This is a genomic window from Streptomyces sp. NPDC016459, from assembly GCF_040632845.1.
Lineage (GTDB): Bacteria > Actinomycetota > Actinomycetes > Streptomycetales > Streptomycetaceae > Streptomyces.
On sequence record NZ_JBEYCR010000001.1, the window covers coordinates 468520 to 490027 of the forward strand.

18 protein-coding genes are annotated in these 21508 nt (G+C 72.9%); 10 read left to right on the forward strand and 8 right to left on the reverse strand.

What is annotated here, in order from left to right; translation table 11 throughout:
• Nucleotides 1-81: 81 nt before the first annotated feature.
• Nucleotides 82-1008 carry a phosphatase PAP2 family protein gene (locus tag ABZ567_RS02090; protein WP_360783487.1) on the forward strand — a complete coding sequence of 309 codons (927 nt, stop codon included), beginning with the start codon at nt 82-84 and terminating at the stop codon, nt 1006-1008.
• Nucleotides 1009-1096: 88 nt separating this feature from the next.
• Here ABZ567_RS02090 and ABZ567_RS02095 read toward each other — a convergent pair whose 3' ends face one another.
• Entirely contained in the window at nt 1097-4084 is a 2988-nt protein-coding gene (locus ABZ567_RS02095) for a bifunctional [glutamine synthetase] adenylyltransferase/[glutamine synthetase]-adenylyl-L-tyrosine phosphorylase (RefSeq protein WP_360783490.1), read from the reverse strand.
• A 303-nt stretch (nt 4085-4387) separates the two neighbouring features.
• Here ABZ567_RS02095 and ABZ567_RS02100 point away from each other — a divergent pair, with 303 nt between their 5' ends.
• The 3 genes from ABZ567_RS02100 to ABZ567_RS02110 all read left to right on the forward strand — a co-directional run bounded on the left by ABZ567_RS02100 (nt 4388) and on the right by ABZ567_RS02110 (nt 7546).
• On the forward strand, nt 4388-6508 hold the full coding sequence (locus tag ABZ567_RS02100; RefSeq protein WP_360783492.1) for a PIG-L family deacetylase: 2121 nt from the start codon (nt 4388-4390) through the stop codon (nt 6506-6508).
• 96 nt (nt 6509-6604) lie between these two features.
• Nucleotides 6605-7105, forward strand: coding sequence for a pyridoxamine 5'-phosphate oxidase family protein (locus tag ABZ567_RS02105; RefSeq protein ID WP_360783494.1), 501 nt, complete (start codon nt 6605-6607; stop codon nt 7103-7105).
• A 9-nt stretch (nt 7106-7114) separates the two neighbouring features.
• Entirely contained in the window at nt 7115-7546 is a 432-nt protein-coding gene (locus tag ABZ567_RS02110; protein ID WP_360783496.1) for a VOC family protein, read from the forward strand.
• Between the two features lie 11 nt (nt 7547-7557).
• On the opposite strand, the gene ABZ567_RS02115 is transcribed toward ABZ567_RS02110, so the two are convergent.
• The 3 genes from ABZ567_RS02115 to ABZ567_RS02125 form a co-directional block, all read right to left on the reverse strand.
• On the reverse strand, nt 7558-8052 hold the full coding sequence (locus ABZ567_RS02115) for a GNAT family N-acetyltransferase (protein WP_360783499.1): 495 nt from the start codon (nt 8050-8052) through the stop codon (nt 7558-7560).
• Nucleotides 8053-8226: 174 nt separating this feature from the next.
• Nucleotides 8227-9585, reverse strand: coding sequence for a PQQ-binding-like beta-propeller repeat protein (locus tag ABZ567_RS02120; protein ID WP_360783502.1), 1359 nt, complete (start codon nt 9583-9585; stop codon nt 8227-8229).
• A gap of 412 nt (nt 9586-9997) precedes the next feature.
• A complete protein-coding gene (locus ABZ567_RS02125; protein ID WP_073806877.1) occupies nt 9998-11359 on the reverse strand; it encodes a glutamine synthetase family protein in 1362 nt (453 codons plus the stop codon).
• Nucleotides 11360-11652: 293 nt separating this feature from the next.
• Here ABZ567_RS02125 and ABZ567_RS02130 point away from each other — a divergent pair, with 293 nt between their 5' ends.
• From ABZ567_RS02130 to ABZ567_RS02145, 4 genes are all read left to right on the forward strand, one after another.
• On the forward strand, nt 11653-12030 hold the full coding sequence (locus ABZ567_RS02130; protein WP_360783505.1) for a hypothetical protein: 378 nt from the start codon (nt 11653-11655) through the stop codon (nt 12028-12030).
• A 74-nt stretch (nt 12031-12104) separates the two neighbouring features.
• On the forward strand, nt 12105-12752 hold the full coding sequence (locus ABZ567_RS02135) for a DUF3105 domain-containing protein (RefSeq protein ID WP_360784992.1): 648 nt from the start codon (nt 12105-12107) through the stop codon (nt 12750-12752).
• 17 nt (nt 12753-12769) lie between these two features.
• The gene (locus ABZ567_RS02140) at nt 12770-13423 is read left to right on the forward strand and encodes a DUF305 domain-containing protein (protein ID WP_360784994.1); all 654 of its coding nucleotides are present in this window, start codon (nt 12770-12772) and stop codon (nt 13421-13423) included.
• Nucleotides 13424-13552: 129 nt separating this feature from the next.
• Complete coding sequence (locus ABZ567_RS02145; RefSeq protein WP_360783507.1) at nt 13553-13972, forward strand: CBS domain-containing protein; 420 nt, start codon at nt 13553-13555, stop codon at nt 13970-13972.
• Here ABZ567_RS02145 and ABZ567_RS02150 read toward each other — a convergent pair.
• Both ABZ567_RS02150 and ABZ567_RS02155 read right to left on the reverse strand, forming a co-directional pair.
• Nucleotides 13957-14763, reverse strand: a complete 807-nt coding sequence (locus tag ABZ567_RS02150; protein ID WP_360783510.1) for an alpha/beta fold hydrolase — start codon at nt 14761-14763, stop codon at nt 13957-13959. The genes ABZ567_RS02145 and ABZ567_RS02150 overlap by 16 nt on opposite strands.
• Nucleotides 14760-15650 carry a DUF998 domain-containing protein gene (locus ABZ567_RS02155; protein WP_360783513.1) on the reverse strand — a complete coding sequence of 297 codons (891 nt, stop codon included), beginning with the start codon at nt 15648-15650 and terminating at the stop codon, nt 14760-14762. Before ABZ567_RS02155 ends, ABZ567_RS02150 begins: the two co-directional genes overlap by 4 nt.
• 378 nt (nt 15651-16028) lie before the next feature.
• On the opposite strand from ABZ567_RS02155, the gene ABZ567_RS02160 reads away from it, so the two are divergent.
• On the forward strand, nt 16029-17792 hold the full coding sequence (locus ABZ567_RS02160; RefSeq protein ID WP_360783516.1) for an NAD+ synthase: 1764 nt from the start codon (nt 16029-16031) through the stop codon (nt 17790-17792).
• 1 nt (nt 17793) lies between these two features.
• Here ABZ567_RS02160 and ABZ567_RS02165 read toward each other — a convergent pair whose 3' ends face one another.
• Both ABZ567_RS02165 and ABZ567_RS02170 read right to left on the reverse strand, forming a co-directional pair.
• Entirely contained in the window at nt 17794-19071 is a 1278-nt protein-coding gene (locus ABZ567_RS02165) for an MFS transporter (protein ID WP_360783519.1), read from the reverse strand.
• Nucleotides 19072-19191: 120 nt separating this feature from the next.
• Entirely contained in the window at nt 19192-20223 is a 1032-nt protein-coding gene (locus ABZ567_RS02170) for an endonuclease/exonuclease/phosphatase family protein (RefSeq protein ID WP_360783522.1), read from the reverse strand.
• A 307-nt stretch (nt 20224-20530) separates the two neighbouring features.
• On the opposite strand from ABZ567_RS02170, the gene panB reads away from it, so the two are divergent.
• On the forward strand, nt 20531-21394 hold the full coding sequence (panB, locus tag ABZ567_RS02175) for a 3-methyl-2-oxobutanoate hydroxymethyltransferase (RefSeq protein ID WP_360783525.1): 864 nt from the start codon (nt 20531-20533) through the stop codon (nt 21392-21394).
• The last annotated feature ends 114 nt before the right edge of the window (nt 21395-21508 follow it).

Sequence of the window (21508 nt, forward strand, 5' to 3'; positions counted from 1 at the left end):
CCCCGAGGGGGACCGGGTGCGCCCCGAACCCGTCCGGGGGATGATCGGTCGGGGGGAAGGGATCTGGCAGACTCTCTCCCTATGGGTGAAACGACCGTGAAGAGTTTGGAAAACCGGACGACCCCGTCGTCACCCATCGTGGCCGACGGCAGGTTCGCGCGCCTGCGCGCGAGCACGCCCCGGCGCCCCACGATCTGGTTCGAGATCCTGCTCATCGCGGTGAGCTACTGGACGTACTCCCTCATCCGCAACGCGGTGCCGGAGCAGAAGACCCAGGCGCTGCAGAACGCCGACTGGATCTGGCGGGCCGAGGAGTCCGTCGGCCTCGCCTTCGAGCACGCCGTCAACCACGCCGTGAACTCGGTGACCTGGCTGATCGTGTCGATGAACTACTACTACGCCACGCTGCACTTCGTCGTGACCATCGGCGTGCTGGTGTGGCTGTACCGATGGCACCCGGGCCGTTACGCGGCGTTCCGCACGGTCCTCTTCGCCACCACCGGTGTGGCCCTGGTCGGTTACTACCTGTACCCGCTCGCACCGCCCCGGCTCATGAACGGCCAGAACTTCATCGACACGGTGCTCGTGCACCAGACCTGGGGCTCGATGGCCTCGGGCAACCTCAAGAACGTGTCGAACCAGTACGCGGCGATGCCTTCGATGCACATCGGCTGGTCGCTCTGGTGCGGTCTGACGATCTTCCTGCTCGCCAAGGCGCCGTGGGCGAAGATCCTTGGCGTGCTCTACCCGATGGCGACGCTGGTCGTGATCGTCGCCACCGCGAACCACTTCTGGCTGGACGCGGTCGGCGGCCTGATCTGCCTGGCCTTCGGCTTCCTCGTCTCGTACTTCTGGTACGGCTCCCGGCCGCACCACCTGCCCAAGCTGGTGGAACCGACCCCCGGGGCGGTGCCGTGGAGGGGCCCGGCCCCGGCGGCGGATCCCGCCCGCGAGACCGAGTCGGCCGACGGGACGGCGGAGCAGCCGCGGGTCGGCTCCGGCAGGTGACCCGGCCGCCGGTGACGGCGAGCCGGCCCGGCGCGAGCGCCGTGTGCGTGGTCATCCCCTCCAGGGCCCTCACCTGCGGTGAGGGCTGTCACGCCCCGTAGAACAGCTCCTCGACGACCGCCCTGGCCCTGCGCGTGATCCGCCGGTAGTCGTCGACCATCTCGCCGACGCGCCCCGGCCCGTACCCCAGGTAGCGTCCCACCGCCGCGAGTTCGCGCGGGTCCGAGGGGAAGGTGTCGCCGGGCCGGCCGCGCACCAGCATGACCGCGTTACGGACCCGGGTGGCCAGGACCCACGCCTCGTCCAGGGTCTGCGCCTCCTCCGTCGCGATCAGACCGGCCGCGTTCGCCGCCCTGAGCGCCTCACGGGTACGGGGGGTCCGCAGCCCCGGCTCCGCCCAGCCGTGCCGCATCTGGAACAGCTGGACCGCCCACTCGACGTCACTGAGGCCACCGCGCCCCAGCTTCGCGTGGAGCGTCGGGTCGGCGCCGCGCGGCAGCCGCTCCGACTCCATCCGGGCCTTGAGACGGCGGATCTCGCGGACCGCGTCCTCGCCGAGGCCCTCGGCCGGATAGCGCAGCGGGTCGACGAGCTCGATGAACCGGTCCGCCAGCTCCCGGTCTCCCGCCACGGGCTCGGCCCGCAGCAGCGCCTGGCTCTCCCAGACGAGCGACCAGCGGCGGTAGTAGGCCGCGTACGACTTCAGGGTGCGGACCATCGGGCCGCTCTTGCCCTCCGGCCTGAGGTCCGCGTCGATCAGCAACGGCGGGTCGGCCGTCGGCACCTGGAGGAGCCGGCGCATCTCCGCGACCACCCGGTTCGCGGCCCGCGCGGCCTCCTGCTCGTCGACGCCCTCACGCGGCTCGTGCACGAACAGGACGTCGGCGTCGGAGCCGTACCCGAGCTCGTGCCCCCCGAAGCGCCCCATGCCGATGACGGCGAACCGGGTCGGCAGCTCCTCGCCCCACTCGGCCCGCACGACGGCCCGCAGGGCCCCGGCGATCGTCACCGCGTTGAGGTCCGTGACGGACTCCCCCACCCGGTCGACCAGCGCCCCCGGATCGATCTCCCGGGGGCTGTCCTCCGTGCCGTACGAGCCGATGAGGTCGGCCGCGGCGGTACGGAACAGCTCCCTGCGGCGCACCCCGCGGGCCGCCGCCACGGCCTGCTCGGCGTCGCCCGCGCGGCCCACCGCCGCCAGGACCTCCTGCTCCAGATGGTCCCGGCCGCGCGGCTTCAGCCCCTCCGGGTCACCGAGCAGCGCGACCGCCTCGGGGGCGCGGAGCAGCAGGTCGGGGGCGAGCCGCCCGGCGGAGAGGACCCGGGCGAGGTTCTCGGCGGCGGCGCCCTCGTCGCGGAGCAGCCGCAGGTACCAGGGGGTCTTGCCGAGGGCGTCCGAGACCTTGCGGAAGCCGAGCAGGCCGGCGTCCGGGTCCGCCGAGTCCGCGAACCAGCCGAGCAGCACCGGGAGCAGCGTCCGCTGGATCGCGGCCTTGCGGCTCACCCCGGAGGCCAGTGCCTCCAGGTGGCGCAGGGCGGCGGCGGGGTCCTCGTACCCCAGCGCTTCGAGCCGCTGTCCGGCCGCCTTCGGGCTGAGCCGGATCTCGCCGGGGGCGAGCTGGGCCACCGCGTCGAGCAGCGGCCGGTAGAAGATCTTCTCGTGGAGGCGGCGGACGACCGCCGCGTGCCGCTTCCACTCCTTGTTCAGCGCGGCGACCGGGTCGGTGCGCAGGCCGAGCGAGCGGGCGAGGCGCCGCAGGTCGGACTCGTCCTCGGGGACGAGGTGGGTGCGGCGCAGCCGGTACAGCTGGATGCGGTGTTCCATGGCCCGCAGGAAGCGGTACGCCTCGTCGAGCTGGGCCGCGTCGGCCCGGCCGACGTATCCGCCGGCGGCGAGGGCGGCGAGCGCGTCGAGGGTGGTGCCGCTGTGCAGTCCGGCGTCGCTGCGGCCGTGCACGAGCTGGAGGAGCTGGACGGCGAACTCGACGTCCCGCAGACCGCCGGGGCCGAGCTTCAGCTCGCGGTCGACCTGGGCGGCCGGGATGTTGTCGACGACCCTGCGGCGCATCTTCTGCACGTCGGGGACGAAGTTCTCCCGCTCGGTGGCCTGCCAGACCAGCGGGGAGACGGCGTCGATGTACTGGGCGCCGAGCTCGGGGTCGCCCGCGACGGCGCGCGCCTTCAGCAGCGCTTGGAACTCCCAGGTCTTCGCCCAGCGCTGGTAGTAGGCGAGATGGGAGGAGAGGGTGCGGACGAGGGGGCCGTTGCGGCCCTCGGGGCGCAGATTGGCGTCGACCGGCCAGATGGTGCCCTCGACGGTGGTCTCCGAGCAGATCCGCATCAGATGCGCGGCGAGACGGCTCGCCGCCTGGATCGCCTTGCCCTCGTCGGCGCCTTCCGCGGGCTCCCCGACGAAGATCACGTCGACGTCGGAGACGTAGTTCAGCTCGTGGCCGCCGCACTTGCCCATCGCGATCACGGCGAGCCGGCACAGGGCCGCGTCGTCGGGCGCGGCGGTACGGGCGAGGGTGAGCGCTGCGCGCAGGGTCGCCGTGGCCAGGTCCGCGAGCTCGGCGGCGGTCTCGGCGACGTCGATGGTGCCGCACACGTCACGGGCCGCGATGGCGAGGAGGCAGCGGCGGTAGGAGACCCGCAGCGAGACCGCGTCGACGGCGTCGGCGAGCCCCCGCTCGAACTCCGCGATCCCCGGGTGCAGGTCCACCGCCTCGTACGTGACGAGCGACTCCCAGTCGCGGGGGTGACGGGCCAGGTGGTCGGCGAGCGCCTCCGAGGCGCCGAGGACCCCGAGGAGCCGGTCCCGGAACGGCTTGGCGGAGAGCAGCGTGGTCGTGAACCTCTGGCGCTCGGCCTCGGGCTGCGCCTCGACCAGGCGCACCAGGCCGCGCAGGGCGAGGTCGGGGTCGGCGGTGGCGCCGAGGGCGTCGAGGAGGACGGGGTCGCCGCGCAGGGCGGCGAGCTCGGGCAGGTCCAGGAGCCGCTCGGCGGCGGAGGGGGCGGTGAAGCCGTGCCGGAGCAGACGGGAGAAGGTGCTGCTTCTACGTCCGGGCACCGTCATTCCGCCGCTCCCTCCGAGCAGGTCAGCCCCGGGGTGGGCCCGGGCGGATCGAGCCTATCCGGAGTGGGGAGCGGGGGCGTCGGGGCCTTCGGTTCGCAGAGGATCACACGTGACGTCTCGCACATTGATCGCTTTTCGGGGCCGATGAACCGTATTTCTTGAAAGTCCGTCTTGCCGCGGAGAAGGCCCGTCCCACCGGGACGGGCCCCTTCCGGCTGTCCGTCCCCGTCGCCCGCCCGTCCCTCGCTGCCCGTCCGATCCCTGTCGCCCGTCCGCCCCTTGCTCGAAAGCGCGCCGCCGAACATGTCTGTCCGCCCCCGCCGTCGTCTCCTCCCGTCCCGCCGCAGGACCGCCTCCGTGGCGGTGACGGCCGCCCTGGTGGGCGGCACCTTCGCCGGACTGCTGTCGGTGACGGGAGCGCCACGGACGCCGACGGCACAGGCGGCGCAGCCGAGGACGACGGCGGAGGCGGACCATCCAAAGGCCGGAGCGGCACAGCCGAAGGCGGAGGCGCCCGCGCCGCCGTCCACGTCGCCCGCCGAGTCCGTCCGGCCCCGGAAGGCGCCCACCTCCGTGGTGCAGATCGTGGCGCACCCGGACGACGACCTGTTCTTCATGAACCCGGACATATCCCAGTCGATCCGCTCCGGTCACCCCCTGACCTCGGTCTATCTCACGGCCGGTGAGTCGGACGGTGTCAACGCGCGCCCGCGCGACGCCGCGGCGGCCGAGCCCGACAAGGCGGAGTACGCCGAGGCCCGCCAGAACGGCATCCGCGCCGCGTACGCCGAGATGGCGACCGGCAGCCGCACCAGCCCCTGGGAGCGGGTCGCGATACCCACGGCCGGCGGCGCGACGGCCGAACTGGACACCCTGCGCGCACAGCCGCAGGTCACGCTGGTGTGGCTGCAGCTGCGCGAGGCCGGTTCGATCAACGCCGACCGCCCGCACAGCCTCAACGGCCTCTGGAACGGCCGCGTCACCGCCCTGGAGTCCCAGCGCTCCTCCGGCACCCCGGTCGGCGCCGACTTCACGTACACGAAGGACCAGGTCGTCGCCACGATCACGGGGCTGCTCGACCGCTTCCGGCCGACGTTCGTACGGATGCAGGACCCGAGCCCCGGCAAGGACCCGAAGAGCGGGAGGCTCCGGGACCACCAGGACCACCTGTACGGGGCGAGGTTCACCCAGGCCGCGCTCGCCCGGTACGCCGACGTCCCCGGGCATCCGCGTGTCGGCGTGCAGAACTACCTCGGCTACCCCACCAGCGTCCTGCCGCACACGCTCGACCCCGAGACGGCGGGCGCGAAGCTGAAGACGATGGAGACGTACGCCTGGCTGGACGGCGTCAACGACTGCGGGACGGCCGCCGGCTGCGGGGACCTGAAGGTGGCGGCCCGGCCCGCCGGGCGGGGCTGGACCCACACCGTGCGGTACGCACGTGGCACCTCCACCTCCTGGGTGCAGCGGGACCGGGACGGCGGCCTCCACGCGTTCTCCGTGCTCGACGGACACCTCGCCGTCTGGCGCAAGCCGGCCACCGGCACCGGCTGGCGCGGCCCGACGCTGCTGCCCGGCGGCGGCCTGGACAGCGGGGTCACCTCGGTGACGCTGCCCGACGGCCGTATCGCGGTGTTCGGCACCCGGACGGTGCTCGCGGGCGGTCCCGCCGACTACCGCCGCGAGGTGGTGACCACCGCGCAGACGGCGCCGGGCGGCGCCTTCGGCCCGTGGTCCTCGCTCGGCACGCCCGAGCGGGACGACGCCCGGGGCACCTCGGACATCAGCGCGCCCGCGGTGACCGTGGCCGGCGACGGCCGGGCGACCCTGCTGCTGCGGGACAGCCTCCACCGTCTGGCGGTCCGCGAGCAGCGCGCGGACGGCGGCTGGGGTCCGTGGCGGACGCTCGGCGGCGCGGACGTGTACGGCGACCCGGTCGCGGCGACGGACGCGGCCGGGCGCGGCCATGTCTTCGCGAGCACCCCGAGCACCGTCCTGACGTGGGCGCAGCGCCACCCCGGCGGGCGGTTCACCGGGCCGACCCGGACGGGGCTGCCGCCGACGACGCTGGCGCTGAGCGCGAGCGCGGCTCCGGACGGCGACGGCGTACGGCTCTGGTTCCGCAAGCCGGCCTCCGGGGACCTGCGGAGCGCCGACTTCTCGGGCGCGGGCCCGGTCTCCCCGGTCACCGAGCTGCCGGGCGCGGGAGTCGCCGGCTTCGGGCCGGTGAGCGGCGGCGACGCCCTGCTCGCGGTCCGGTCGCGGACCGGTTTCCTGGCGACGGCGCCGCACGGCCGGGCGGGGGCGCGGCCGGTGTGGCGGCTGGAGCGGTTCCTGTTCGCGGGGGCGCCGGACGCGGGGACGGACGGGGTGGCGGCGATCGGCCTGGACGGCAGGCTGCACTGGACTCCGGCGGACCGATGAGTTCGTGAGCGCCGAGCGGTCGTAGGGAGAGAGGCACCCAGGCGCACCTCCCGGTACGCCTGCCGGTGCGCGACCTGCCCGGCGAAAGGAACGGCGATGAACCCGCGGACCTCCCTGGACCCCCGCTTCAGCGACCCGGAGGCCGCCCCGGCGTCCTGGCCGGACGCCGCCGCCCGGCTCGCGGCGGCCGAGGTCTTCTGGCTGACGACCGTACGTCCCGACGGCCGCCCCCACGTCACGCCGCTGATCGCGGTGTGGTCGGACGGCGCACTCCACTTCTGCACCGGCCCCGACGAACGCAAGGCCCGCAACCTGGCGGGCAACCCGTCGGTCGCCCTCACCACGGGCACGCCCACGCTCGGCGAGGGCTTCGACCTGGTGGTCGAGGGCGAGGCGGAGCGGGTGACCGACGAAGGCCGGCTGTCGGTGCTGGCGGAGGCGTACGTGGGGAAGTACGGGCCGGATTGGCGGTTCGAGGTGCGCGAGGGGGCGTTCGTGGGCGACGGTGGTACGGCCCTGGTGTTCGCGGTCGTGCCCCGCACGGTCTTCGGCTTCGCCAAGGGCGACCCCTTCGGCCAGACCCGCTGGCGTTTCTGAGGAGAACCCATGAACTGGACCCTGGAAGTCGTGCCCGTACCCGTCACCGACATGGACCGGGCGAAGGAGTTCTACGGCGACAGGTGCGGCTTCAAGATCGACCTGGACGACGAGGTGGCCCCGGGCATGCGCATCATCCAGGCGACCCCGCCGGGCTCGCGCTGTTCGATCGCGATGATCAGCGGGATGCCGTCGATGCCGGGCACGAAGAACATGGCGCCGGGCAGCCTCCAGGGCCTCCAGCTCTGCGTCACCGACATCGAGGCGGCCCGCCGGGAGCTCGTGGACCGGGGCGTCGACGTCACCCCGGTCCGGCACGTCGGCGCGACGGGCTGGGAGGACGGCAAGGGCGACACCTGGAACTCGTTCATGGCCTTCGAGGACCCGGACGGCAACGGCTGGGTCGTCCAGGAGGCCCCGTCGGAGCTGTCGGAACGCTGAGGCCGGGCGCCTCAGAGCGCCAGGTAGAAGTGGCGGAGCTTCTCGTCCTCCGCCACGCACGGCATCCCGGCGGCCTCCATGACCTTGTGCGAGGCCGGGTTGTCCAGGTCGGCGTCGCCCTTCACCCCGGCGGCGCCGGCCACGCGGGCGATCTCGACGAGCGCCCGCAGCGCCTCGGAGGCGTACCCCTTGCCCCGCTCCCCCGGCACGACCCCGTACCCGACGGTCACGACCCCGAGGTCGTCCGGCGGCCCGTGGAACCCGATCCCGCCGACGACGACGCCGCTCTCCGGGAGCCGTATCTCGTACGCCCGGTACACCCCGGGATCACCGCGCTCGGCGACCCCCCGCAGGAACCCGGTGCACCCGCGAACGTCCCCGTCCTGCGGATACCCCTCGGCCCACCGGTCACCGGCCCCGGGCTCCCGGGCGACGACACGCTCGGCGCCGTCCACGCTCAGCGGATGCAACAGAAGCCGCGCGGTGGCGGCGGAAGGGATCTTCACCGGGGCAGTCTGAACGGCGCGGCGCTCCGGGGCAACGCATTTCATCCGGAGCCGGGCGCGGGGCCCTTGAGGCGCGTACGGCGAGACGACCCGGGGCCGACGGCGATGTGCCGTCGGCCCGGCTGTGCACGGTGCCTACCGCTCGCGCGAGCACGGGACGCACCAGTCGTCTGCTCACCAGCGCTCGAACGCGGTGAAGGCATGGTCGCCGGCCGCTCCGGCAACGATGATCCGCCCGTCGTGCTCGAAGAAGTAGCCGCTGGGCGCTTCCTCACGGAAATGGCGCTCGTCGAGTTCCTCGCCGTTGCCGGCGTCGTACACGAGCAGCTCGGTGATGGCGCTGGCCTGCGTCGACCACTCGCACAGCACGGTGACCCGGTCGCCCCGCACGGCCAGCCCGGCGGCGGGCTCGTCCAACTCGTTGTTCCACACCTCTTCGCCGGTCTTCAGGTCGAAGGCGACCAGCCGGTAGTGCCGTCCCCTGGAATGAGTCCACGCCAGCGCGTACATCCGCTCGCCGACGACCTCCGCCGCGTCGATCTGGCCGTAGTCGCCGCTGAGCTCGATGCCCGGCCGAGGATGCCCGTCCTGACCGAAGGAGACGTACGCGCCTGTCGCCTCGCCCGAGTTCCCGTTCGAGGACCGTGCGACCCTCAGCACCAAGGGGTCGGCCGACTTGATGACCACGCTGGAGTCCGCCGACACGGGGCGACGGGCGTCGATGGGAACGTTCCACTGCAGGGCGCCGGTGCCGCGGTCAAAGGCCGCCGCCATCAACTCGACGTCCCCGCCGTTTTCGGAGCCCGGGCCGTCCGCGTCCTCCCCGCCGCAGGCCAGGACAGCGTGGACCTGTTCCCTGCCCACGAACGTGTCCCCCACCCCGCACGTGCCGGGAACGGCCGCCGCCCAACGGGCCTTACCTGTGCGGAGGTCGAGGGCGCGCAGGGAACGGTTGCCACCCGGCGTCCGCACCTCCTGCTCGGTCCGTTCGTCGTGGATCAATGCCAGGCCGCCCCCCGCATCCAGGAATCCGTCCCCGGAGAACCGGCCGTCCGAGACGGTCCGCGGGGCGCTCCACAGCTCCCGCCCGTCCTTCGTGTCGAAGGCAAGGACGGTCGAGCAGCCCTTGCCCTTGCCCAGCGAGGCGGGCTTGCCGCTCCCGCCGCTGGTGGCGCCGCTCTCCGTGCCGTACGCGACGAGGAGGACCCCCTCGTCCGCGCGCGGCGCACTTCCGCAGATCTGGGCGCGGCCGGGCGGTACGAACTCCCAGAGCTTCTTCCCGTCCTGCCCCTCTGCGATGCCGAAGCCGGTCACCGCGTCGAACCGGCTGCGGACGGCGACGTCACCGACGACCCAACTGTCGTTGGCCTTGTCGTCGCTGGGCCGGTCCTTCGCGGTGGCCCAGGTCCGCACCATGGCGTCGCCCGGCAGATATCCCTCGAACGACAGGAACCAGGCGGTGATGGACCCGATCACCCCGAGTACGAGCCCGATCACCACCAGCGCCTTCACGAGCCCCGCTCCGCCGGACATCACGCGCTTCCCCTACCGTGCATGTCATACCCCCCTGCGAGCGGCGTTCCGGAGGCCCGCCCGACACGTTGATCTTCGAAGCACGGTCAGGCTAAGGGCAGGGCCTCTCAGCGGTCCATGCCGATCCGGCGCGGGTGGAGGACGTGCCGGCCGAGGGCGAGTCGCGAACGCCGCCGACGGCGCGGCAGTCGGCGGGACAGGCCCCTCCGACGTCCGGCGCGCGGGCAGATTCGGATAACTGCGCGGAAACCTGCGGAGGCGTGCTCGCCGGGACGTCGACGGCGTACACGGAGCCTCCCGCGACGTCGGACGGCCCCCAGACGGCCCGGGCGATCGGAACGGGGCCGGGCCGCCGGCAGTCCCCCGTCGGCCCGCACCCTCGCTTCAGGGTCGTGTTGCTTCTGACCTGCGCCTACAGCACCGGCAGGTTCTTCCGCAGCTCGAAGGCGGTGACCTCGCTGCGGTACTCCTCCCACTCCTGCTTCTTGTTGCGGAGGAAGAAGTCGAAGACGTGCTCGCCGAGGGTCTCCGCGACCAGTTCGCTCTTCTCCATCAGGGAGATCGCCTCGCCCAGGTTCTGCGGGAGCGGTTCGATGCCCATCGCCCGGCGTTCCGAGTCGGAGAGGGCCCAGACGTCGTCGTCGGCGCCGGCCGGGAGTTCGTAACCCTCTTCGATGCCCTTGAGGCCGGCGGCGAGGAGGACCGCGTACGTCAGGTACGGGTTGGCGCCCGAGTCGATGGAGCGGACCTCGACGCGGGAGGAGCCCGTCTTGCCCGGCTTGTACATGGGGACGCGGATGAGGGCGGAGCGGTTGTTGTGACCCCAGCAGATGTACGAGGGGGCCTCGCCGCCCGAGCCGGCCGTGCGGGACGAACCGCCCCAGATGCGCTTGTACGAGTTGACCCACTGGTTGGTGACGGCCGAGATCTCGCCCGCGTGCTTCAGGAGGCCCGCGATGAAGGAGCGGCCGACCTTCGAGAGCTGGTACTCGGCGCCCGACTCGTAGAACGCGTTCCGGTCGCCCTCGAAGAGGGACAGGTGGGTGTGCATGCCCGAGCCCGGGTAGTCCGAGAACGGCTTCGGCATGAAGGTCGCCTGGACGCCCTGTTCGAGCGCGACCTGCTTCATGACGAGGCGGAAGGTCATGATGTTGTCGGCCGTGGAGAGGGCGTCGGCGTAGCGGAGGTCGATCTCCTGCTGGCCGGGGGCGCCCTCGTGGTGGCTGAACTCCACCGAGATGCCCATCGATTCGAGCATGGTGATGGCCTGGCGGCGGAAGTCCATGCCCACGTTCTGCGGGGTGTGGTCGAAGTAGCCCGAGTTGTCCGCGGGCGTCGGCCGCGAGCCGTCGAGCGGCTTGTCCTTCAGGAGGAAGAACTCGATCTCGGGGTGGGTGTAGAAGGTGAAGCCCAGGTCCGAGGTCTTGGCCAGGGCCCGCTTGAGGACGTAGCGCGGGTCCGCGAAGGACGGCGAGCCGTCCGGCATCAGGATGTCGCAGAACATCCGCGCCGTGCCCGGGGCCTCGGCGCGCCACGGCAGGATCTGGAAGGTTCCCGGGTCCGGCTTGGCGATCATGTCCGATTCGTAGACGCGGGCGAAGCCCTCGATCGCGGAACCGTCGAAACCGATGCCCTCGTCGAAGGCCTGCTCCAGTTCGGCGGGCGCCACGGCCACCGACTTGAGGAAGCCGAGCACGTCGGTGAACCACAGACGTACGAAGCGGATGTCGCGCTCCTCGAGCGTACGGAGCACGAATTCCTGCTGCTTGTCCATTTCCACACCCATCCTCGCTGGTCAGGCCGCCTGCTCCCACCGCCTCGGGTACATCGGGGGGCACCTGAGCATCCCACCACATGGTTTCGCGCACGTTGCACACCCATAGTGCCTGCTCCGGTGTGACTCAGGTAACGCGGGAGGGGACGGATCGGGGTGTCCGTCCGCCCGGCGGGTCCTTCCTGCTCGGTACCGAGTGGTACCCCGTTCGGCCCACAAAGGCCCCGCGCCCACTACGATCTGCGCCCATGGGGGCCACAGGGCTCGTACGCCCGTCCCGACACGCGCGTCCCATGGCACTGGTGAGTGCCGTGGCGACGCTCCTCGCCGCGCTCTTCTTCTGTCTGGGCGCCGGGCCCGACGGTCATCACGAGGCCGACGCTCGGCCCGACGCGCGGACGGTCACCCCTGCCGGGACCGGCGCCGCCGTGACCGCGCGGGCGGTGACCGCCGCCGGGAGCGAGTACGTCTGCCCGTACGACCGGGGCGGCTGCTCCCTCTTCCCCTCCCTCTCCCCCGCGGTGCTCAGCGCGCCCCCGCTCGACCCGCCGCCGCACGCGGTGGGCGGGCTCCCGCGTCTCGATCCGCCGTCCGACGACGGGCCGGCGGGCCGTTCCGTCGCCCGGCCGCGCGCGCCGGACCTGCACGTCCTTCAAGTTCTCCGGACGTAGCGGCGATGGGCGTCCCGCCCCGCACGTCCACTCCCGAACTCCACCCCGCCCCGCTGACGAAGGACGACATCACCATGGCCGCCAACCGCTCCGCCAACGCCGACCGCCGCGCCCGAATAGAGGAGATGCGCCGCGCCGAGCAGGCCCGTGAGCGCCGCAACCGTCTGATCACCATCGGCGTCTCCGGGGTCGTCGTCCTCGGCCTCGTCGGTTTCGGCACCTTCGTACTGATGAAGAAGTCCGACGAGCAGGACCGCAAGGACGCCGCCGCGAAGGCCCCCATCACCGCCGAGAAGTCCTGGGACGCGGCGAAGCTCGGCCGCAACCACGTCGAGACGGCCGTGAAGTACGACATGAAGCCGCCGGTCGGCGGCGACCACCACCCGGCCTGGATGAACTGCGACGGCGTGGTCTACAAGAAGGCCATCCCCGAGGTGAACGCCGTGCACTCGCTGGAGCACGGCGCCGTCTGGGTGACGTACAGCAAGAAGGCCGCCGCCGACGACGTGAAGTCGCTGGAGGAGAAGGTCGGCAAGACGCAGTACACGCTGATGAGCCCGGTCGACGACCAGACCGGCGCCATCATGCTGTCCGCCTGGGGCAAGCAGGTGACCGTCGACAACGCCGAGGACCCGCGCATCGACGCTTTCTTCACGAAGTACGTCCAGGGCCCGCAGACCCCCGAGCGCGGCGCGGCCTGCACCGGCGGGCTCGACCAGTGAGCGGGGACGAGGACGTCCTGACGTCCTCTCCGGCCCGGCGGCCGGACCGGACGCGGTGGGCGGCGGTCACCGCCGTCGCGCTCGCCCTCCTCTTCGCCGGGGGCGCCGTCACCGTCGCCTCCGCCGAGCGTGAGGAGGCACCGCGTACGCCCTCCACCGCCTCGGCGGACGCCGGGTTCGCCCGGGACATGTCCGTCCACCACCAGCAGGCCGTCGAGATGTCGTTCATCGTCCGGGACCGCACCCGGGACGAGGAGGTGCGCCGCCTCGCCTACGACATCGCCAACACCCAGGCCAACCAGCGGGGCATGATGCTCGGCTGGCTCGATCTGTGGGCGCTGCCCAAGGTCGAGTCCGGTGTCGAGCCGATGGCCTGGATGGGCATGGGCGGCTCCGGTGACACCGGTCCGCTCGACGGGGCCCTCATGCCGGGCATGGCGACCAACGCGCAGCTGGACCAGCTGCGGAAGGCCGACGGCCGCGAGGCCGAGGTCCTCTACCTGAAGCTCATGACCGAGCACCACAGGGGCGGGGTCCACATGGCCGAGGGCTGTGTCCAGAAGTGCACCGTGGACGTCGAGCGCGGTCTCGCCCAGGGCATGGTCGACGCGCAGGAGTCCGAGATCCTCCTGATGGCGGACATGCTGCGGAAGCGTGGCGCCGGCGCCTAGGGCGACCGACACCGCGGGCGGGCCTTCGGCCCCCGTGACCCTTGCGGTCGCGGGGGCCTTGCCGTGCGCCGAGAATGGGTCTGCTCGGGGATGTACGTGTGACCGCGTTCGACGAAAGGTACGCACCTCATGACCACGGCGAAGGACATCATGCACCCCGGGGCCCAGTGGATCCCGGCACACGAGACGCTCGACCGCGCCGCGCAGCTGATGCGCGACCTCAACGTGGGCGCGCTGCCCATCGCCGACGAGAACGAACGGCTCTGCGGCATCCTCACGGACCGCGACATCGTGATCGGCTGCGTGGCCATGGGCCACGACCCGTCCAGGATCACCTGCGGCGAGATGGCGAAGGGCACCCCGCGCTGGGTCGAGGCGGGCGCGGACGTGGGCGCCGTCCTGGAGGAGATGCAGAGTCATCAGATCCGGCGCCTGCCCGTCATCGAGGACAAGCGGCTCGTCGGCATGATCAGCGAGGCCGACCTGGCCCAGCACCTGTCGGACGAGCAGATCAAGGCGTTCTGTACGAGCGTCTACGCCGCTTCCTGACCCGGGTGCAGGACCGCACGGGCCACCGCGTCCGGGCGGTCCAGCATGACCAGATGGCCCGACGGCACGGCCGCCTCGTAGTGGGCGCCGAGCCGCCGGGCCAGCGCGCGTTGGCGCCGTTCCCAGCGGGCGGAGCCGCCGGGGGCGGCGAGGACGGTGACGGGGAGGTCCGGCGGCAGGGGGTGGCGGTCGCGCAGGGCGAGGAGTCCGGCGGCGACGGCTCCGTAGCGAGCGTTCTCCAGGAGGACGCCGCGCAGCACGCGTGAGCTGCGGTAGACGCGGCGGACGAGATCTGCTGGGGCCGGGTCGTGGCGTACGGCCACGCGGCGGACCAGCGGGCCGAGGGCGGCCGGCAGCCCGGCGGCGCCGAGGGCGGCGCCGAGCAGTTCGGACACGGCGGTCGTCCGGCCGGGCCGTGGGTGCTCCTCCACCGAGGAGTCGACGAGGACGAGGGCGGCGGTCCTCGCCGGGTGCAGCCGGGCGAAGGCCTCCGCGTGGAACCCGGCGATGGAGTGTCCGACGACGGTGAGGGGCCCCGCGAGCCCGAGCGCGTCGAGGAGGTCGGCGATCCGCTGGGCCTCGCCGGTGGCCGTGGGCGGGACGGCGGCGGGTGCGGACAGGCCGTGGCCGGGGCGGTCGAAGCGGACGACCGTACGGTGCGGGGCGAGGAGCGGGACGACCGGGTCCCAGTCGAACCAGCTGAGGCCGAGTCCCGCGCTCAGGACGCAGACGGGCCCCGAACCGTCGACGGTGACGTGGTGGGCCACTCCCCCGATCCGTACGAAGGTCATTTCTCCTCCTCGGTGGCCAGAGAGTACGCGAGGACCCCGAGCCACACGGCGATGAGGAGCACCTGGAGCCGCTGGCCCGCGCCGAGCGCCCAGATGCCCCTCCCGGCCTCGAAGGCGGCGACGGCGGCCAGGGTCCAGACGGTGGCGGCCAGCTCCAGGACGACGAGGACGGGACCGGCTCGGGCGAGGGGCCGCAGGCGCCCGTAACGTCGGGCGGCCACGGTCAGGGCGACGAGGGCGACCAGTGCGCCGGTCATGGCGAGGCCGGAGCTGACGGCGTGGGCCGTATGGGTGGCGGGCACGAGCCCGGCGGTCTCGCGCGCCGCGCAGGCGGGGTCGGCGGTCGGGGCGCAGCTGAGCGGCAGCCGCGAGTCGACGGCGGTCGCCGCCCCGAAGACGACGAGCGCGCCCCAGCCGACGAGCGCCCAGAGCTGCGGGGTCCGGGCCGCGCGGGGGCCTTCCGGCGCTCGTGGCGGGGTCCGGGCCGCGCGAGAGCCTTCCTGCGCTCGCGGCGGGGTCCGGGCCGCGCGGGGGTCTTCCCGCGCTCCACGGCGGGTCCGGGCTGCTCGGGGGCCCGCGTCCGTCCGTTCCCGGGTGGGGGCGGGACGGGGGTCCTTCGGTGCTCGCTGCCGGGTCCGGGCCGCGCGGACGCCGGCCGATGTACCCGCCAGGGCGAGGAGGCCTCCCGCCAGGACGAGGAGTCCCGCCGCCAGGTCCGTCGCCCGGAACAGGCCGCCGAGCGGCTGGTCCGCCGCGGCGAGTTCGGAGACGTACGTCCGTACCGGGTCGAGCCCGGTGCCGATGACGACTTCGAGGACCCAGGCGGTGTACGCGACGGCGCCGAGGGCCAGCAGGGTGGCCGCGGCTCGCGTGACCGTCCGGGGCATGCCGGTCAGACGTCGCGGGGTGGGGACGGCCGCGCCGGAGCGTTGCCGGGGGCCGGCGTCGGCCGCGGGACGGGCCGACGCCGCGTGCTGTCACCGCCGGGGGCCGCCGTGCCGGTTCCGGCGCGGGGTGTCGACTCTGCCGGATCGTCAGGGGTCGTCATGGCCCCATGATCGGCGGGGTGCGAGCGCCCCGCATGTCGGGGAGTCAGGAACTCGCGAGGCCAGGGATCAGGGACTCGGGCTGTCGGGGTCCCGGGGCTCGGGGTGTCCGGGTCCCAGGCCTCGGGTCGGGTGCCCGGGCCCCCGAGACGCCCCCGCCGCAGGACTCGAGGCGTGGATCCCAGGACATAGCGTCGGTCTGACGATTACACTGGGCGGGTGCCTCAACTACGCCTCGCCCTCAATCAGATCGACTCGACCGTCGGAGACATCGCCGGGAACGCCGAGGCGATCGTGCACTGGACCCGGCACGCCGCCGGGCAGGGCGCGCATCTCGTCGCGTTCCCCGAGATGGCGCTGACCGGATACCCCGTCGAGGACCTCGCGCTGCGCTCCTCCTTCGTCGAGGCGTCCCGCGCCGCCCTGCGCGGCCTCGCCCGTCGGCTCGCGGACGAGGGGTTCGGCGAGCTGCCGGTCGTCGTCGGCTATCTGGACCGCTCCGAGCGTGCCGAGCCGAGGCTCGGCAGGCCGGCCGGTTCCCCGGAGAACGCCGCCGCCGTGCTGCACGGCGGCGAGGTCGTGCTGCGCTTCGCCAAGCACCACCTCCCCAACTACGGGGTCTTCGACGAGTACCGCTACTTCGTGCAGGGCGACACCCTGCCGGTCGTCCGCGTCCACGGCGTCGACGTGGCTCTGGCGATCTGCGAGGACCTGTGGCAGGACGGCGGCCGGGTACCGGCGGCGCGCAGTGCGGCGGCCGGGCTGCTCCTGTCGGTCAACGCCTCCCCGTACGAGCGTGACAAGGACGACACCCGCCTCGAACTGGTCGGCGCGCGGGCCCGGGAAGCCGGTTGCGTCACGGCCTACCTGGCGATGACGGGCGGTCAGGACGAGCTGGTCTTCGACGGGGACTCGATCGTCGTGGACGCGGAAGGGGAAGTGATCGCGAGGGCCCCGCAGTTCGTCGAGGGCAGCGTGATCGTCGATCTGGACCTGCCGGCGGCCTCGGCGGACGCGCCCGAGGGGCTGGTCGACGACGGGCTGCGGATCGACCGGGTGGTGCTCTCCGACAAGCCGTTGCCCGCCTACGAGCCGGAGCTGACGGGCGGGTACGCGCACCGGCTCGACGACGACGAGGAGGTGTACTCGGCCCTGGTGATCGGGGTGCGGGCGTATGTCGCGAAGAACGGTTTCCGTTCGGTGCTCGTCGGCCTCTCCGGCGGTATCGACTCGGCCCTCGTCGCGGCCGTCGCCTGCGACGCGCTGGGCGCGGAGCACGTGTACGGGGTGTCCATGCCCTCGAAGTACTCCTCCGACCACTCGCGCGACGACGCGGCCGAACTGGCCCGCCGCACCGGGCTGCACTTCCGCACGGTGTCGATCGAGCCGATGGTCGACGCGTACATGGGCTCGCTCGGTCTCACCGGTCTCGCGGAGGAGAACCTCCAGTCGCGGCTGCGCGGGACGACGCTGATGGCGATCTCCAACCAGGAGGGCCACCTCGTCCTGGCGCCGGGCAACAAGTCCGAGCTGGCCGTGGGCTATTCGACGCTGTACGGCGACTCCGTCGGCGCGTTCGGGCCCATCAAGGACGTCTACAAGTCGACCGTGTTCCGGCTCGCGCGCTGGCGGAACCGGGCGGCCGAGGAGCGCGGCCAGACCCCGCCGATCCCGGAGAGCTCGATCACCAAGTCGCCCAGCGCCGAGCTGCGCCCCGGTCAGGTCGACACGGACTCGCTGCCGGACTACGACGTCCTGGACGCGATCCTCGCGCTGTACGTGGACCAGGACCAGGGCCGGGACGCGATCGTGGCCGCCGGGTTCGACGAGGAGCTCGTGACGCGGACGTTGCGGATGGTGGACACGGCGGAGTACAAGCGGCGCCAGTATCCGCCGGGCACCAAGATCTCGGCGAAGGGTTTCGGCAAGGACCGCCGGCTGCCGATCACGAACCGCTGGCGGGAGACGCCGACGACGAGCTGACCTACGGGTCACCCGGGAAGGGCCCCCGAGCGACCGGGCCCTGCCCGACCGGGTCCTGTCCGACCGGGTCCTGCACGGCCGGGCCCTGTCCGACCGATCCCTGCGCGACCACGCGGGAGGACCCCTTCCCCGTACCGCCGTCGCGGTCGAGCAGACCCGCCACCGCCGCGACGGCGAGGCCCACCACCGTGAGCCCCGCGCCGACGAGGGTCGGCGAGGTCCAGCCCCAGCCGGCGGCGACGGCGGCACCGCCGGCCCAGGCGCCGCCCGCGTTCGCCAGGTTGAAGGCGGAGTGGTTGGACGCGGAGGCGAGCGTGGGCGCGTCCTTGGCCTTGTTCATGACGAGCATCTGGAGCGGGGTGGTCGTCATGAAGCCGACCGCTCCGAGCACCACGACCGTGACCAGGGCCAGCCAGGGCACGTGGATGGTGAAGCGGAAGGCGACCAGGGCCAGGACGAGGGCGGCGAGCGAGCCGTACAGCGTGGGGCGCAGGGCCCGGTCGGTCAGCGGGCCCGCGGCGAGCGCGCCGCCGGTCATGCCGAGGCCGAAGAGGGCGAGGACGATCGTGACGGTGGAGTCGCCGAAGCCCATGACCTCGGTGGTCATGGAGGCCAGGTACGAGTAGACGGCGAAGACGCCCGCGAAGCCGAAGACGGCGGTGAGGAGCCCGAGGAGCACCTGGGGGCGGCCGAGGGCGCGCACCTCGTGGCCGAGGCCCTGCCGTCCGTCCACGGGGACGTGCGGCACGAGCCGGGCGAGCGCGGCGAGGGCGACCAGGCCGATGACGGAGACCACGAGGAAGGTGGCCCGCCAGCCGAGGTGCTGTCCGAGCAGGGTCGCGGCCGGTACGCCGAGGATGTTGGCGACGGTGAGGCCGAGGAACATGGTGGCCACCGCCCGCGCCTGCCGGTCCTCGCGCACGAGCCGGGCGGCGACGACCGCGCCGAGGCCGAAGAACGCGCCGTGCGGGAGCCCGGCGAGGACCCGGCCGGCGATCAGCCAGCCGAAGCCGGGGGCGAGGGCGGAGGCGAAATTGCCGACCGTGAAGAGGACCATCAGGAGGAGCAGCATCCGCTTGCGGGGGATGCGGGCGCCGAGGGCGGTCAGCAGCGGGGCTCCGACGACGACGCCGATCGCGTACGCCGAGACGAGGTACCCGGCGGTGGGGACGGAGGTGCCGAGGTCGTCCGCGACCTGCGGGAGCAGGCCCATCATGACGAACTCGGTGGTGCCGATGCCGAAGGCGGACACGGCGAGCGCGAGCAGCGCCAGGGGCATGGGAGAGCCTTTCCCGAAGTTAGTTCTTCTTCGGAACAAAGACTCTCAGGTGTTTTCTTCCCGTCGGCCGCCGGGGGCCCGGGTCGGGCCGGCGGGTCGAGGGGCGGAGGGAAGAGGGCCCTACGCGGCGTCGAGCTTCACGCGGGCGGCGATCGGGAGGTGGTCGCTCTTCGTCTCCGGGAGGGCCCAGGACGACATCGGCTCGACGCCCTTGACCATGATCTGGTCGATGCGGGCCATGGGGAAGGAGGCCGGCCAGCTGAAGCCGAAGCCGTCGCCGGCGGCGCCCTGGGTGGAGCGCAGCTGGGAGGTGACGGCGTTGAGCGCGCGGTCGTTCATGGTGCCGTTGAGGTCCCCGAGGAGGACGAGCCGCTGGTGCGGGTCGTCGGAGATGGCCTCACCGAGGGCGTCGGCGCTGAGGTCACGCTGGTTGGCGGTGAACCCGGCGTTCATCTTGACCCGCACGGACGGCAGGTGGGCGACGTACACGGCCACCTCGCCCTTCGGGGTGACGACGGTGGCCCGCATGGCACGGGTCCAGCCCATCCTGATGTCGACGGGCTGCGCGGCGCGCAGCGGCAGCTTGCTCCACAGGCCGACCGTCCCCTGGACGGAGTGGTACGGGTACGTCTCCGCGAGACCGCGCTCGTACGCCGGGACCACGTCGCCCTTCAGTTCCTCGAGGGCCAGCACGTCGGCGCCGGACGCGGCGAGCAGGCGGGCCGTGCCCTCGGGGTCCGGGTTGTGGGCGTTCACGTTGTGGGTGGCGACGGTCAGGTCACCACCCTCGGCGGACTTGTCGGCGACGAGCCCGCCGAAGAGATTGAGCCACACCACGGCCGGCAGCAGCAGGGCGATCAGCGCGGTCGCCGAGCGGCGCAGCAGGGCGAGGACGAGCAGCAGCGGCACGAACAGGCCGAGCCAGGGCAGGAACGTCTCGGTCAGGCTGCCCAGGTTGCCGATCCGGTTGGGGATGTCGGCGTGGAGGACCATCAGCAGCGTGAGGCCCACCGCGCACAGGGCGAGCAGGATGCCGCGGCGCCAGATCCCGCGGTCGTGGCGGAGCCGGTCGAGGGTGGTCCGGAAGCGGGAACCGGAGCGTTCGTTCCCCTGGCCGCCCTGCTCGGTCTCCGTCATGTCCACCCGCGCCATCGTCTGTCCTCACTGCCTTGCTGCCGTGCCGGTCCTGCTCCGTGACCCGACGTCGACACTAGGGGATGACGGGTCACGCGTACGCCCCGGAGGACGACACCGGTGGCGTGGCGGGTTCCTGCGGGCGGCGCGGGCGGGCGGGCTGTGACAGAACGCGCACATTCGACGGGACCCGGCGGGGGCGGCGACGCGCCGGTGTGAACAGCGCCACTGCGGCCCACTTCCCCGGCCGCCCGGCGAAGTGCCACCATGGATGTGGTCCGGGGACGCCGTCAGGGCGCCTCGAGATGACACGAGGAGCTTCACCATGACGCTTCAGGCTGCCCAGAAGACGCCCGCCGACAGCAGCAAGGCGCTGTACGGCGGCAAGGGCACGCGCCGCATCACCGTCCACGACATCGCCGCCGCCAAGACCCGCGGCGAGAAGTGGCCGATGCTCACCGCCTACGACGCGATGACCGCCTCCGTCTTCGACGAGGCCGGCATCCCGGTGATCCTCGTGGGCGACTCCATGGGCAACTGTCACCTCGGCTACGACACCACCGTGCCCGTCACCATGGACGAGATGACGCTGCTCTCCGCCGCCGTCGTCCGGGGCACCCGGCGCGCCCTCGTCGTCGGCGACCTGCCCTTCGGCTCGTACCAGGAGGGACCGGTCCAGGCCCTGCGCAACGCCACCCGGCTGGTCAAGGACGCCGGTGTCGGCGCGATCAAGCTGGAGGGCGGCGAGCGCTCGCTGCCGCAGACCGAGCTGCTCGTCCAGGCCGGCATCCCCGTCATGTCCCACCTGGGCCTCACCCCGCAGTCCGTGAACACCATGGGCTACCGGGTGCAGGGCCGCTCCGACGAGGCCGCGCACCGGCTGCTCCGCGACGCGAAGGCGGCGCAGGACGCGGGCGCGTTCGCGGTCGTCCTGGAGCTCGTACCGGCCGAGCTGGCCGCCGAGGTCACCCGCTCGTTGCACATCCCGACCATCGGTATCGGCGCGGGCGCCGGCACCGACGCCCAGGTCCTCGTCTGGACCGACATGGCCGGTCTGACGGGCGGCAAGGTCCCGCGCTTCACCAAGCAGTACGCCAACCTCCGCGAGACGCTCGGCGACGCGGCGCGCGCCTTCGCGGAGGACGTCAGCGGCGGGGCGTTCCCGGCCGAGGAGCACACCTTCCACTAGGTCCTGATCCGCCGGGTACTCCCCGGTCCACCGGCCACCGCGGCACCACCCGACAGCCCGCCGACATCCCCCATCGGCGGGCTGTCGGTCGTCTGTAGGGGGATTGTCGGTGGC

Coding starts and splice junctions, on each gene's coding strand:
- ABZ567_RS02090 (WP_360783487.1), top strand. CDS start 82: ATGGGTGAAACGACCGTGAAGAGTTTGGAAAACCGGACGACCCCGTCG.
- ABZ567_RS02095 (WP_360783490.1), bottom strand. CDS start 4,084: ATGACGGTGCCCGGACGTAGAAGCAGCACCTTCTCCCGTCTGCTCCGG.
- ABZ567_RS02100 (WP_360783492.1), top strand. CDS start 4,388: ATGTCTGTCCGCCCCCGCCGTCGTCTCCTCCCGTCCCGCCGCAGGACC.
- ABZ567_RS02105 (WP_360783494.1), top strand. CDS start 6,605: ATGAACCCGCGGACCTCCCTGGACCCCCGCTTCAGCGACCCGGAGGCC.
- ABZ567_RS02110 (WP_360783496.1), top strand. CDS start 7,115: ATGAACTGGACCCTGGAAGTCGTGCCCGTACCCGTCACCGACATGGAC.
- ABZ567_RS02120 (WP_360783502.1), bottom strand. CDS start 9,585: ATGTCCGGCGGAGCGGGGCTCGTGAAGGCGCTGGTGGTGATCGGGCTC.
- ABZ567_RS02125 (WP_073806877.1), bottom strand. CDS start 11,359: ATGGACAAGCAGCAGGAATTCGTGCTCCGTACGCTCGAGGAGCGCGAC.
- ABZ567_RS02130 (WP_360783505.1), top strand. CDS start 11,653: ATGGCACTGGTGAGTGCCGTGGCGACGCTCCTCGCCGCGCTCTTCTTC.
- ABZ567_RS02135 (WP_360784992.1), top strand. CDS start 12,105: ATGGCCGCCAACCGCTCCGCCAACGCCGACCGCCGCGCCCGAATAGAG.
- ABZ567_RS02145 (WP_360783507.1), top strand. CDS start 13,553: ATGACCACGGCGAAGGACATCATGCACCCCGGGGCCCAGTGGATCCCG.
- ABZ567_RS02150 (WP_360783510.1), bottom strand. CDS start 14,763: ATGACCTTCGTACGGATCGGGGGAGTGGCCCACCACGTCACCGTCGAC.
- ABZ567_RS02155 (WP_360783513.1), bottom strand. CDS start 15,650: ATGCCCCGGACGGTCACGCGAGCCGCGGCCACCCTGCTGGCCCTCGGC.
- ABZ567_RS02165 (WP_360783519.1), bottom strand. CDS start 19,071: ATGCCCCTGGCGCTGCTCGCGCTCGCCGTGTCCGCCTTCGGCATCGGC.
- ABZ567_RS02170 (WP_360783522.1), bottom strand. CDS start 20,223: ATGGCGCGGGTGGACATGACGGAGACCGAGCAGGGCGGCCAGGGGAAC.
- panB (WP_360783525.1), top strand. CDS start 20,531: ATGACGCTTCAGGCTGCCCAGAAGACGCCCGCCGACAGCAGCAAGGCG.